The following is a 12,487-nucleotide window of genomic DNA, read 5'->3' on the forward strand; positions in this document are numbered from 1 at the left end:
CGCTTATCATTCGATAGTCACTTGGCTGATTACTGTTTGGTACCTGTCTACTTTGCTGGTGCTAGTTTAGTATCAGAGCGAGCGCCTACTTGGCTTCTGAGGCGATAACCGTCTTAATGCCGTGGGGATGTACCTTAATACAGAGATTTTCCCGCTTGAATGCGATGGTAGGGTTAGCCAGGCGCTCATGTTCCCCCTGGGGCGAACTCATCTTCACCTTAACATCCGTTTCCTGAGCCAGCACTCTGGTAAGTGTCGGCACCCGCTCGAGTAGCTGCTCGCTCAGTGTCTCTGTGGTGGTCGCGCCGCCCGGCAGCACCAACTCGATATGTTCCCAGCCCTCGATCGGATAGCGTTTATCGCCGGGGTAGGGCAGCTCGATACATTCTATCGTCAGCTCGCCCAGCATCCAGGGCGTATCGAGGGCGATAATGAGTATGGGGCGGCCGTTGATCACATTGTTTGAGATGATCTCACCCTGACGGCAGAAGGCCTCTCTAAGGCTGTCGGCGCCTTGGCTGGTGTTGACCCTGAGGGCGGCGTGATCGCACTCAAGGCCCAGGCCATCCAGCCCCAGTTCTTTCATGAAATCTAAAATCGCTTGGCTGAAGGTAGGCCACTGCAGCTTGAGCGCGTCAAAAGTCAGCTCATCGGAAACTTGAGATTCAGTCATCATCTTAATTATCTTGTGTGGACTCAAAATTGGGTATTAGTGCCGTGCTAGCGGCGCTGGCCCCGGGTTCGGCACTGGGGCGGCACTTGTCTTAAGGCCAGATCTCTATGGGGGTGCCGGTATCGACGGCGCGCCACAGCTCGTCTATCTCTTCGTTCTTGATGGCGATACAGCCGTCGGTCCAGTTGAGGCGCTGGGCTTCATCCGGCGTTAGAGAGGAATTGGGGTTCTGGCCATGGATCATGATCTGTCCGCCGGGATTGATCCCCAGTGCGGCGGCCCTGAGTTTATCTTCATCGTTGGGGTAGGAGATATGGATAGCACGGTAGTAGGCGCTGTCGGCCTTCTTATAATCCAGGATATAGCGCCCCTCTGGGGTACGTTGATCGCCCTCTTGCAGCTTGTGGCCCACCGGACGATCGCCCAGGGCAATCTTGTAGCGTCTTAATACTTTACCTTGGCGCATCAATAGCATGCTGGCCTCAGACTTATTGACTACCACCAGATCTACCTTGCCAATCTGGCTCTTGCTGGCGCTATGGGGCGAGCTTAAGCTGCTCGATTGCGCCCAGGTAACCCCTAACGGGGCGAGCAGGCAAAGCAGCAGGAGTTGTTTAAAAAATGTCTGCATCGTCTTGGTTCGGTAAAATAAAGCCACTACTTGGGTGTTCATCATACCTTATTTTAGATTAAGCTGGATCGGTTAATTCCATGTTGCATCATAGTGGGTGGAATTGACGTCTTCGATGGCGAGAGATAAGGATTGTTGATTTAGATGGATGAGACCCCGCAAGAGGCGCGTAAACAGAAACTCAGAGAGATTATCTTCGGCACAGACACGCCGGCCGGTCGTTATTTCGACATCAGCCTGATCGTCTGTATCGTGTTGAGTGTCGCCCTGGTGTTTGTCGACACCATAGACAGCATACATAATCGTTATGGCGATTGGATCCGTATCGCCGAATGGTGCTTTACCGGTATCTTTACCTTAGAGTACATGCTCAGACTCTACTGCTCCGCTCAGCCGGCACAATATGCCCGCAGCTTCTATGGTGTGGTGGACCTGCTTTCCATTCTGCCCAGTTACCTGGCGCTCATCTTCCCGGGAGCCAACTTCACTCTGGTGATCCGTGTGCTGCGACTGTTCCGTATCTTCAGGGTACTCAAGTTGCTGCGTTATCTCAGCGAGGGCAACTTACTGCTGCGGGCCATGATGCAGTCGAGCCGTAAGGTGTTTCTGTTTTTCTTCTCCGTCAGCCTGATCGTCATGGTGCTCAGCGCCATCATGTATGTGGTGGAAGGACCCGAGCATGGTTTCACCTCCATGCCGAAATCTATCTACTGGACAATCGTTACCATCACCACGGTAGGTTATGGCGATATTACCCCGCAGACTACATTAGGGCAGGGGATCGCCGCGCTAACCATGCTGATAGGTTACTCCATCATCGCCATTCCGACCGGCATCCTGACCTCGGAGATCTCCCAGGAGATGGTGCGCAAGAAAGATCTGCGCCGCTGCAGCAACTGTCTCAAGATGGGCCACGAAGTCTCGGCGCTCTACTGTGACAAATGCGGCAACGAGCTGGAAACCGACCTCTAGGGAGCCTTATGTTTGCAATCTATTCGGCAGTAAGCGTGATTGGTTATGAGGGAGCGTTATGACCACGGCTAAGTTTGTCCAGGGTTCTATCATGCGCCACATACTGGTGATGAGCTCCACCGCCGCCATCGGCATCTCGGCGCTGTTTGTGGTGGATCTGATCGATATCTTCTTCCTCAGTCTGCTGGGGGAGCAGGAGCTGGCCGCGGCCGTTGGCTACGCGGGCACCATCTCCTTCTTTACTACCTCAATTGGTATCGGCCTCTCTATCGCCCTCGGCGCCCTGGTGTCTCGCGCCGTGGGCGCCAAAGAGTTTGAGCTGGCCAAGCGCTTGCTGCTCAACAGCGCCGTGGTGACAGTGCTGGTGGCCTCTCTGGTCGCCATCATAGTCACCTGTTTTATCCCCGAGCTACTCACCCTGGTGGGGGCTACGGGCCGCACCGGTGAGCTGGCCGCCGGCTACCTTTATATTCTGGTGCCCTCCATGCCCATCATCTGTCTGGCGATGGCCCTTGGAGCCGCGCTCAGGGCGGTGGGTGATGCCAAACTCTCCATGGTATCGACCCTGACAGGGGGCGGGGTTAATTTGGTGTTTGACCCTATCTTCATCTTCCTGCTTGCCATGGGCATCGAAGGGGCGGCGCTCGCCTCTGTGCTGGCGCGTCTCGCCGTGCTGCTGGTGGCCGCAAGGGGCGTGGTGGTCAAGCATAAGCTGTTTGGCCGTTTCGATCTCAGCGCCTTCAAGGAAGATATCAAGCCAATTTTTGCCATCGCGGGCCCCGCGATGATGACCAACATCGCCACCCCCATAGGCAACGCCGTGGTGACCCGCGCCATCGCCGAGTTTGGTGACAGTTATGTGGCCGCCTGGGCCGTGCTGGGCAGGTTGACGCCCGTGGCCTTTGGCATGATCTTCGCGCTGAGCGGCGCCATAGGCCCGATAGTCGGGCAGAACTTCGGCGCGCGGGAGTTTGCCCGAGTGCGCCAGAGTCTCACCAAGGCGCTGCAATTCTGCGCCCTGTATGTGGTGACTGTGTCCCTGCTGCTGATGCTGCTGCAGGAGCAGATAGTGGCCCTGTTTGCCATGCAGGGGGAGAGCGCCGAGCTGATCCGCTTCTTCTGTCGCTACATCGCCGTTTTCTTCGTCTTCTCCGGTGCCCTGTTTGTGGCAAACGCCTCCTTCAATAACCTGGGTAAGGCCAAGTACTCGACCCTGTTTAACGTGGGTAAGGCAACCCTGGGCACCATTCCCTTCGTCTACTATGGCGGCCAACTGGGTGGTGTCGAAGGTGTGTTGATCGGCCAGGTGCTGGGAGCGATCCTCTTCGGCGTGCTGGGTGTATTAACTGCCTATCGCTTGGTTGACAAGGTGCATGCCAGTGCGGCGCTAGCCGTTAGCCAGGAGGCGCTCGATGAGGAGCTAAGCCCCAGCAGCACCAATCCACTGTCATCCTCCTGTGCCCAGATGGCGCAGATCAGTGAGGAGCAAGATTGTGAGGCAAGCAATCGCGTCAGTGAGCTGGTTACAGGTGAAACGCGTGACTAACTGTCTTCTGTTACACAAGGGATGGTTAGAACGGCTATGAAAGCGATAGAGGCAAAAACGGCGCCGTAGTGGCGCCGCTTGGTAGAGGCATTAGTTATTGGCAATAGCCATTAGCATTTAGGCATTAGACATTAAATGCATTAGGCACAAGGCGTAAGCCTTAGCCTTGCTGCGCCGGAGCCTCTTCTTGTTCGACGCTCTCAGCTGTCACGTCTTGTTCGTCCTCAGACTTAGCGGCCTTCTCGGCGGCATTAGCCTTGGCGGCGGCTTCGGCCTGCTCCTGGGCCAGCATCTTGGCGCGATCGCCTTTTGAGATATATTTCTTTACTGTCGGCGGCGTATGTTTGTTGTGACGGGCTTTGGCGCGCTTTGCCGTCTTCTTCAGCATCTTTTGTTTCTTGTTCATACTTCCACCCAGGTGTTTGATTCAGATAATATGTGGACTTTACGGGGTCGCCCGTCGGGTAACCCAAACCAGGGGCGGATTTTAACCTAATCCGCACGCTGGGGCTATAGGCGAGTGTTGAGATAGAGGAATTATGAGTCGTATAAGCTGTGATGCCAAGATCACCTTCTTTGAGCGCTTCGAGGCCGATATTTTAAGTGGCGCCAAAACTATCACCTTGAGGGATGAGAGCGAGTCGCACTTTCGCGTCGGCGATCGCCTGTCGGTATCGACCTTCGAAACAGACAGGCATTTTTGTGATATTCAGGTGGTTCGGGTCGAAGAGCTCGCCTTCGATGCCTTAAATCAGCGCCATGCCGCGCAAGAGAACATGACGCTTGAGCAGTTAAAGGCGGTAATCACCGAGATATATGGCGAGATTAAAACCTTGTACCTTATCGAATATCGTTTGCTGTAGGTCAGCTATGTAGGCGCCGTCTTGGCAAGGAAGAGAAGGAGTCGCTTTACTATGCAGCCAAATAACATGCAGCCAATTAACATGCAGTCGCTTAATGAATCTGTAGTCTTGCTTCATGGACTGGCGCGCAGCAGGGCCTCGATGGAGAAGATGGCGAATGCTCTGTCGGCCAAGGGTTACCAATGCGTGAATCTGGGCTATCCCTCGACTCAGTTTGATATCGAGACGCTGGCCGGGGAGCATATCGACAAGGCATTGTCTGCGTGCCGTGGAGAGAAAATTCACTTTGTCACTCACTCTATGGGCGGCATTCTGGTGCGCCAGTACCTGAGTCAACATGCCTTGCCCGCCCTTGGCCGGGTGGTGATGCTTGGCCCACCGAATGGCGGCAGTGAGGTGGTGGATCGCCTGAGGAATATGCCTGGATTTATGCTGGTTAATGGCCCTGCGGGCATGCAGCTGGGCACAGAGGCGAGTAGCGTGCCGAATCGTCTCGGTAAGGCTGATTTTGACCTTGGGGTGATTGCTGGCAATCGCAGCGTTAACCTGCTGCTCTCGACCCTATTGCCTGGGCCTAATGATGGCAAGGTCACCGTGGCGCGCACTCGGCTCGAGGGGATGAGGGATCATATTAGCCTGGCGGTAACCCATCCCTTCATGATGAATAACGCCAGGGTGATTGCCCAGACGGCGCATTTCTTGGCTCACGGATGCTTTAAGCCTCGAGCGCCTGCGGATGAACTCTGACCCTTTTCTGCCAGATTTTTAGCCCTTGTCGGCGAACTTGCTGATGTCGGCGTCGGTGGCGCCATCGTTGCACTCTCCGCGGATCTCTCCGCGTCCTACCTCTATGATACGGCTCAGTTCCAGATAGCCTTCGCGGCAGTAGCCTGTCATGGTGATGGTCTTCTCCAGGCCAAGTTCTATCTGCTCGGTCCAACTCCTCAGGTCTGGCTCATAGATGGAGCGTTTCTTGCTCCCCGAGCGTTTCATCTTCTCTATCTGACGCACTCGCTGCATGTGGGGCTGTTCCAGGGTGGGCAGCTCGGCGTACTTCACCTTGTAGGTAAACAGCTTGATGCCGTCGCCCTTGATTGAGGTCTGGAAGGTATCTTCTACACGAACCTTAAAATCATCGACATCGCGTTTGCTGGCGCAGCCGACAAGGCTAAGCATAGCGGTGAGAAGCACAGTGGTGGTAAGCAGTGGGGAAGGCATCGGCATCTTATTATTATCTTTATTTTCGTCGAAGGTTAACATTTGTGACAGGCCGAGCATAACCCAATTGCCAGGGGAGATCACCCCAGGTTACATGACTTTACCTAAATTGACTTTGGCTGAGTAACTTGAACTGGCTCACGTAAATAGGGTGAGATGTGAGAAAATTGTTGTTATTTGTTAGCGTCTTGGCACACTCAAGGTAAGGGGAAATGTGTTAGGAGATCCCCTGCGCTAAGGAGTTTGCATGTCGGCCTTGATCAGCCTGTTTCGTTCATTACTCGGCAGTTTTCGGGATCTGGTGCCCATCATCTGTGTGGTGGCCTTCTTCGAGATCTTCGTGCTGCATCAGGCTCCGGCTAATATGGCCGAGATCCTCCTCGGGCTGGTATTTATCGTCTTCGGTTTGACCTTCTTCGTCTTTGGGCTCGAGATGGGCCTGTTTCCCATAGGTGAGTCTCTGGCACAGGCGCTGGCGCGTAAGGGCAGCGTTTTCTGGTTAGTTGTTTTCTCCTTCTCGCTGGGTTTCGGCACCACACTGGCGGAGCCCGCCTTGACGGCAGTAGCGAATGAGGCCGCCGAGGTGGCGGCTAATGCCGGCGCCATAGCGTCGAGCAGTGATGCCATGGAGCGCTATGCCATGGGGCTCAGGCTGACGGTGGCCATCTCGGTGGGGCTGGCGATTCTGCTCGGGGTGATCCGTATTCTCAAGGGCTGGCCTATTCATTATTTAATCATAGGTGGCTATGTGTGTGTCATGGTGTTAACCGCCTTTGCGCCAGAGAACATCATAGGTATCGCCTATGATTCTGGCGGCGTGACCACTTCGACCATTACCGTGCCCTTGGTGACCGCCCTTGGGGTAGGCTTGGCCAGTGTGATCAAGGGGCGTAATCCCATGTTGGATGGTTTTGGGCTGATCGCCTTTGCCAGCCTGACGCCGATGATCTTCGTTTTACTCTACGGCATGTGGGTGTTGTGATGACTTATCTGAGCGAGATGTTGGATACCCTGATGTTGACGGCCCGGGACGTGGTGCCGATAGCCGTCATCTTATTCGGCTTTCAGCTTGGGGTACTCAAGCGAGCCGTAGCCAATTGGCGCCGGGTGCTGCTGGGGTTTGTCTATGTGATCATAGGGCTCAGCCTGTTCTTGGTAGGGCTCGAGCTGGCGCTGTTTCCCATAGGGCAAAGCATGGCCAGCCAGCTGACCTCGCCCGATTTTCTCCACCCTGAGGGCGGCGATACGCCTTTTATCTGGCAAGACTATCTCTGGGTCTACCTGTTTGCCGCGGCTATTGGTTTTAGTACCACGATTGCCGAGCCCTCGCTTATCGCCGTGGCGATTAAGGCCAATGAGGTCTCGGGTGGCGCCATCGGCATACAGGGGCTCAGGATCTCGGTGGCGATCGGCGTGGCCATGGGGATAGCCCTCGGCTGTTTTCGCATCGTGGTGGGCGATCCCATCCATTACTACATCATGGCCGGCTATGTGCTGGTGGTGATTCAGACCTATTATGCCCCGAAGATGATAGTGCCTCTGGCCTACGATTCGGGTGGGGTGACCACCTCCACCGTGACCGTGCCGCTGGTGGCGGCGCTTGGCCTGGGGCTGGCCACCAATGTGGCGGGGCGCGACCCGCTTATCGACGGCTTCGGCCTGATTGCCTTTGCCAGCCTGTTTCCTATGATCACTGTGATGGGCTACGCCCAGTTAGTCGAATTCTTAAGTCAGCGAAAATCCGCTAAGGAGCGAGACCATGCGCTTTAAACTTATCGTCGCCTTCGTCGATGAAACCTGTACCGATACCGTGCTCGATGCGGCGAGAGAGGCGGGCGCCACGGGAGCGACAGTCATTAATCATGCCCGCGGTGAAGGGCTGGAGAAGAAGAAGACCTTCATGGGCCTGGGTCTGGATATACAGCGGGACGTGATCCTCTGGTTGGTAGAGGAGCACATGAGCCGCAGCATCTTGGAAACCATTTGCCGGGTAGGGGAGTTTGAGACGAACCCTGGGCAGGGGATTGCCATACAGATAGATGTGGAAGACGCCGTCGGTGTCGCCCATCAGGTGGAAAAACTCAGCAAAGAGATTGAGGATCAATTATGAAACCAAGCAGGCTAATTAAGAACAGCGACGTCATGAAAGACAGCTATGTGATGGTCGATGGTCTGCATACCGTGGCCGAGGCGATCAAGCTGGCGGTGGGCAACGATGTCAGCATGTTGCTGGTGAACAAGCGTCATGAACACGATGAATACGGCATGGTGCTGATGAGCGATATCGCCCGCAAGGTGTTGGCCAAAGATAAGTCGCCAGAGCGGGTCAATGTCTATGAGATCATGATTAAACCTGTGCTGTCGGTACACGCCGACATGGACATTCGTTATACCGCCAGATTGTTCGAACGCTTCGGCATCAACAAGGCGCCGGTGATCGAGGCGGGTAAGATCTTAGGGGTGGTGACCTATCACGACATAGTGCTTAAGGGGATGTTGCCCCATCTGTAGCGCCTTGAGCCAGCCAATAAAAAGGGCACCCTAGGGTGCCCGTAGTGCTTAAGCATAAGCTTAGGCGAATCGCTTATTGAGATAGTCTATGATATCCGAGGATTCATACATCCACTGAGTCTCTCCGGCCTCTTCGATACGCAGGCAAGGGACCTTAGCCAGGCCGCCTTGTTGTACCAAGGTCTGTTGATGCTCGTCCTGCTTGGCATCGACCGTGACGATATTCAGTCCCTGGCGACGAATGGCGCGGCGCACCTTTACACAGAAGGGACAGGCCGCGTACTGGTATAGCGCAAGTCCTTGTGTCTGCTCGTCCACTCTTGCCTGCTCCGCCAGCGGACGCTGACGCTTCTTAGGGGTAAAAACAAAATTCAGAAACAGGATAATGCGGCCTAATACCCAGCGAACAATAAACATTAACGACTCCTAGATAATTTTGATGGGGCGGATTCTAACGCAAGCGTGATGGAGATCAAAGCCTTGCCGCAAACCGAGACCTTATCCTTTTATTTCTATCGCCTCATTTAGCCAAGGTTACGCCCTAGGGCTCGAGCTTGAACTAGAGGAGTGGCGGGCAGAAAAAACGGCTAAGCCTGGGCTTAGCCGTTTTTATCTTACTTAAATGACTTGGGGTTATGCGCGGTTATTCGGCGCTCAGGGTCAGCAGGGCCTGAGATGCACTGGTGTCGAGGGCCGCCTGACTGTCGAGCACGAATACCCGGCCCGCTTCGATGTTGGCCTGTTCGATCAGATATTGCTTAACCGCCAGCGCTCGCTGCTGCGCCAACTGACCCAGGGCGTTATCGTCAAGCTGCTGCGCCGAGACCAGGTAGTTATATAGCGTGATATGCCAGCGGGTTTGTAACTCCTCTTGGTTTATTTCCTGCTGCGCCTGTTGCTGTTTGATCTCCTTGAGTACTTCGTCTGGATCTTTTTGCAGCGTCTTCTGGTACAGGGACTTTAGCGCATCAGACAATATACCCGTGGTGGGGAAGGTACTGGCCGTGAGTGCCTGCGGTAGTTGCGCCTCGGTAAACTTGGCATCATCGAGCTGCGCCTCAACGACCAGCGCCTGATGCAGCTTGGCCGTCATTAAGGCCTGACTGTCGTTGATGAGATCCACGGCGCCCTTGGCGCTGACGGTAAGCTTGGGCCTGTCGGCCAAGCCCTTGGCCAGCTTGCTCAGTAGTGTCTGACTCTCCTCTGGCAGCATCGCCAGACCTGGGGTAAAGGCCACTTTATCCAGCTCATCGTCTGAGCCTAATAGGCCGGCTAACAGGCTGAAGGGCGCGGTCACCGCCTTAGTGATCACATTGGTAAAGGCGGTGGCGATAATGCTGCCGAAGCTAAAGCTTGGCTCGTTGAGATCGCCAGAGACCTGCAGGCCTAAGTCGATCACCCCGTGTCTGTCTTGTAACAGGGCGATGGCCAGGGTGACAGGTAGGGAGGTCGCCAAGCTGGAGTTACTCTTCTTACCCAGCTGCAGTTGATCGACCACCAGATGGTTGTCGCCCACCAACTGATTGTTCTCCAGCTGATATTTAAGGTCCAGTGACATCAGGCCTTTGTCTATGTAGTAACCCGCGTAGGTGCCCGAATAGGGGTTAACCGAGGTGAGCTCCACATGCTTGAAGCTGAGATCGAGGTCCAGGTAAGGCTGCTCCAGCAGGGGATTGATCTCACCATTGAGGACGACCGGGGCGTATCTGTCTATCTTGCCCTTGATATCGACCTTGGCGGCCTTGTCGCTACTTGAGGAGAGGTTGGCGATATTGCCTTCGAGCTGCTCTATGCTGGCGGCAAAGTTAGGAGTGAGAGAGTTATCGGCAAAGAAGGTCGAGCCATCTTTAAACACTATCTTGTTGATGCTAAGGGCCATCGGCTTGGCCGCATCGCCTATCTTGTCACTCGTTTGCTCAGCCTTTGCCGGTTTGGCGCTATCTGGTTTAGCACTGTCTGGTTCTGTTTTATCAGATTTCGCATCTTCAGACGCCGCCTGGGCGACCAGCAGATCCTGGAAGTTGGTGGTGCGATCTTCGTTGATCAGTATACGTCCGTAGGGCTTGTCTAGGGTTACCTGATCGATTGCCAGTTTGTTGGCCTTTCTATCGAAGTCGAGCTGGTTGAGATCCAGCTGCTGCCACTTCACCAATGTCTTGTTGGCCTTGAGGTCTTTGACCTGAAGATCGTCAACCTGAAGTGTGCCCTGATAATTTAGTTTGCCGTTGGCATCGGCAAGCAGTTGTCCCGATGTCGCCAGGCGGCCATCGTCGATCTTGATGTTCACAATAGGCGCAATGTAGTTCTGGAACCAGTTAAGGCTCAGCCCCTCGAGTGAGAGATCGGCGCTGACCTGCTTGGCCAGGGCATCGATCTGCCCTTTAGTCTGTACCTTGGCATTTTGGTTGATGGCTAATGCCAGCTGATAGTCTATGGGTTGACTCAGGCTCTCATCTAGCGCGCCTGTGGTAAGTTGCAGCTGGCTTATCTGCCAGAGGTTCTCCTCTTTAAACAGCTGCTCGGTGAGGTTGAGCCGATAGTTGCTCAGCTCGATTTTTGCCAGCCTGGCGTGCCAGCCTGACGCCTCATTGCTGTCAACGGCTTGCTCAGCCGTCTGCTCAGCCGTCTGCTCAGCAGTCTGCTCACCAGCATTAGCCTCAATCTCAGCCTCGGCCACTTGTTCACTGTTGGCCTGGCTGGCTGTCGTTTCGTTGGAACTGGTTTCGCTAGTGCTCGTTGCGTTAGCACTCGTTTCGGTAGAGCTTGTGTCAGAGGACGTCGTTTCAACAGCACTCGCCTTAGGGGTTAACAGGGCGGCGAGATCTACGCCCTTATCATCTAGTCTGGCGTTGACCGTAAGATCGCTCGAGGTCAGGGCGGCCAGATCCACACGCTGTTGGCCCAGATCTGCCTCTATGCCTGTGAGGGCAAAACGCCCAAGGGTGATAAGCTCGCGCTGCTCGTGGCTGATCTGCAGCTGATTAAAGCTGAGCTCGCCGGCGCTGGTGCTGGCCTCTAGCTTGTCGCCTTCCTGAGCGACACGGTACTCAGTGGCGAAATCCACATAGCCCTTGTCCAGCGAGACATTAAAAGCGTCGGCAACAAAGGCCCAAAGTTGGGGCAGATCGATGTGATTTAGGCTGATATCGCCAACAAGCTCGAATGGGGTGAGCTGTACCTGTCCCTTGAGGGCAATTTTACCGCCACGGTCGCTATGGAACTCCATGTGGTAGCGGTTTGCCTTAGCCTCCGCATTGCTGTTGGTGCCTGCCTTGTCGGCTTTGCTGTCATTCTCATTGTCTTGGTCTTGGTCTTGGTCATTAATTCTGGTGGCCACAATGGGATTATGGGAGTCGAAGCTGGCAACCTTGAGGTTGACCTTGGGGTAACTCACCTCTCCTCGTGTGATCTCATCGGCTAGATGCAGGTTGGCATCGACGATTGCCAGGTTCTTGAGGATAAAATGGGGAATAGTGCCATTGCCTTCGACTTCTGGTTCGGCTTGAGGGCTATTTTTCGCTAGCGTCTCCAGGATATCGGTGAAATTAAACCTCAGCGCCTGTTCGCTCTTTAGACGCTTAACCTCGGCATGGGGATTTTCCAGCGTGATGTCGCTAAGACTCAGGCCTTGCTGAAATAGTGAGTCCCAAAACTGGATATTGAGTCCCAATCGCTTAAAGCCGACGAAGGCCTGGTCGTCCTTCTCCTTGATGGCAAAATCAGTGAGTTCGACCTCTAGGGTAAAGGGGTTTATCTTGACCTCCCCGAGGGAGACGGGCCTTAAGATCTGATCCGACAGCTGCTTAGGAATTTGCTGGGTTAACAGGTAAGGAAGCAGTAGACCCAGTAACAGGGTCCATGTTAAATACAGGGTAATTGAGATACCAATATACCTTTGATATTTAGGCAGCTGTTTGTATTTTTGTCCGAGTTGAGCGAAAAATGATGGGACGGAAGACATAATGACCTTAATGACGTTGTAGACGAACTGAAAAGATTCAGAGAAGGGGGGACGGCGAGTCCTATCCGCACGTTTGTGAACCAGTCGCTATAATTTTAGTAGGTTTATTATC

At 54.4% G+C, this 12,487-nt stretch carries 14 protein-coding genes; 8 read left to right on the forward strand and 6 right to left on the reverse strand.

Annotated elements, in window-relative coordinates; genetic code table 11:
* Positions 1-85: 85 nt before the first annotated feature.
* Both L2731_RS08845 and L2731_RS08850 read right to left on the reverse strand, forming a co-directional pair.
* Entirely contained in the window at positions 86-676 is a 591-nt protein-coding gene (locus L2731_RS08845; RefSeq protein WP_249252747.1) for a VOC family protein, read from the reverse strand.
* 88 nt (positions 677-764) lie between these two features.
* Positions 765-1,304 carry a L,D-transpeptidase family protein gene (locus L2731_RS08850; protein ID WP_249252749.1) on the reverse strand — a complete coding sequence of 180 codons (540 nt, stop codon included), beginning with the start codon at positions 1,302-1,304 and terminating at the stop codon, positions 765-767.
* 144 nt (positions 1,305-1,448) lie between these two features.
* Here L2731_RS08850 and L2731_RS08855 point away from each other — a divergent pair, with 144 nt between their 5' ends.
* Both L2731_RS08855 and L2731_RS08860 read left to right on the forward strand, forming a co-directional pair.
* The gene (locus L2731_RS08855; RefSeq protein ID WP_239850173.1) at positions 1,449-2,276 is read left to right on the forward strand and encodes an ion transporter; all 828 of its coding nucleotides are present in this window, start codon (positions 1,449-1,451) and stop codon (positions 2,274-2,276) included.
* A 58-nt stretch (positions 2,277-2,334) separates the two neighbouring features.
* Positions 2,335-3,822, forward strand: coding sequence for an MATE family efflux transporter (locus L2731_RS08860; RefSeq protein ID WP_249252751.1), 1,488 nt, complete (start codon positions 2,335-2,337; stop codon positions 3,820-3,822).
* 160 nt (positions 3,823-3,982) lie between these two features.
* On the opposite strand, the gene L2731_RS08865 is transcribed toward L2731_RS08860, so the two are convergent.
* Positions 3,983-4,228 carry a DUF2986 domain-containing protein gene (locus L2731_RS08865; RefSeq protein ID WP_239850175.1) on the reverse strand — a complete coding sequence of 82 codons (246 nt, stop codon included), beginning with the start codon at positions 4,226-4,228 and terminating at the stop codon, positions 3,983-3,985.
* A gap of 133 nt (positions 4,229-4,361) precedes the next feature.
* On the opposite strand from L2731_RS08865, the gene yqfB reads away from it, so the two are divergent.
* Positions 4,362-4,685 (forward strand): N(4)-acetylcytidine aminohydrolase, encoded by a 324-nt coding sequence (gene yqfB / locus L2731_RS08870; protein ID WP_239850176.1) that lies wholly within the window; start codon positions 4,362-4,364, stop codon positions 4,683-4,685.
* A gap of 51 nt (positions 4,686-4,736) precedes the next feature.
* Entirely contained in the window at positions 4,737-5,432 is a 696-nt protein-coding gene (locus L2731_RS08875; protein ID WP_239850177.1) for an esterase/lipase family protein, read from the forward strand.
* A gap of 18 nt (positions 5,433-5,450) precedes the next feature.
* Here L2731_RS08875 and L2731_RS08880 read toward each other — a convergent pair whose 3' ends face one another.
* On the reverse strand, positions 5,451-5,909 hold the full coding sequence (locus L2731_RS08880) for a hypothetical protein (protein ID WP_249252753.1): 459 nt from the start codon (positions 5,907-5,909) through the stop codon (positions 5,451-5,453).
* 241 nt (positions 5,910-6,150) lie between these two features.
* Between L2731_RS08880 and L2731_RS08885 the strand changes: the two genes are divergently transcribed.
* Genes L2731_RS08885 through L2731_RS08900 form a run of 4 tightly spaced genes read left to right on the forward strand, consistent with a single transcriptional unit; the run spans position 6,151 to position 8,414 of the window.
* Positions 6,151-6,885, forward strand: coding sequence for a DUF1538 domain-containing protein (locus tag L2731_RS08885; protein ID WP_249252755.1), 735 nt, complete (start codon positions 6,151-6,153; stop codon positions 6,883-6,885).
* On the forward strand, positions 6,885-7,673 hold the full coding sequence (locus L2731_RS08890) for a DUF1538 domain-containing protein (protein ID WP_249252757.1): 789 nt from the start codon (positions 6,885-6,887) through the stop codon (positions 7,671-7,673). The genes L2731_RS08885 and L2731_RS08890 overlap by 1 nt, the downstream gene beginning before the upstream one ends.
* The gene (locus tag L2731_RS08895) at positions 7,663-8,013 is read left to right on the forward strand and encodes a P-II family nitrogen regulator (RefSeq protein ID WP_041511708.1); all 351 of its coding nucleotides are present in this window, start codon (positions 7,663-7,665) and stop codon (positions 8,011-8,013) included. The genes L2731_RS08890 and L2731_RS08895 overlap by 11 nt, the downstream gene beginning before the upstream one ends.
* Complete coding sequence (locus tag L2731_RS08900; RefSeq protein ID WP_041511707.1) at positions 8,010-8,414, forward strand: CBS domain-containing protein; 405 nt, start codon at positions 8,010-8,012, stop codon at positions 8,412-8,414. The genes L2731_RS08895 and L2731_RS08900 overlap by 4 nt, the downstream gene beginning before the upstream one ends.
* 60 nt (positions 8,415-8,474) lie before the next feature.
* On the opposite strand, the gene L2731_RS08905 is transcribed toward L2731_RS08900, so the two are convergent.
* Both L2731_RS08905 and L2731_RS08910 read right to left on the reverse strand, forming a co-directional pair.
* On the reverse strand, positions 8,475-8,831 hold the full coding sequence (locus tag L2731_RS08905; protein WP_041511706.1) for a glutathione S-transferase N-terminal domain-containing protein: 357 nt from the start codon (positions 8,829-8,831) through the stop codon (positions 8,475-8,477).
* 226 nt (positions 8,832-9,057) lie between these two features.
* On the reverse strand, positions 9,058-12,375 hold the full coding sequence (locus L2731_RS08910; RefSeq protein ID WP_249252759.1) for a DUF748 domain-containing protein: 3,318 nt from the start codon (positions 12,373-12,375) through the stop codon (positions 9,058-9,060).
* Between the last annotated feature and the right edge of the window lie 112 nt (positions 12,376-12,487).

The organism is Shewanella aquimarina (assembly GCF_023349185.1).
Taxonomy (GTDB): Bacteria; Pseudomonadota; Gammaproteobacteria; order Enterobacterales; family Shewanellaceae; genus Shewanella; species Shewanella aquimarina.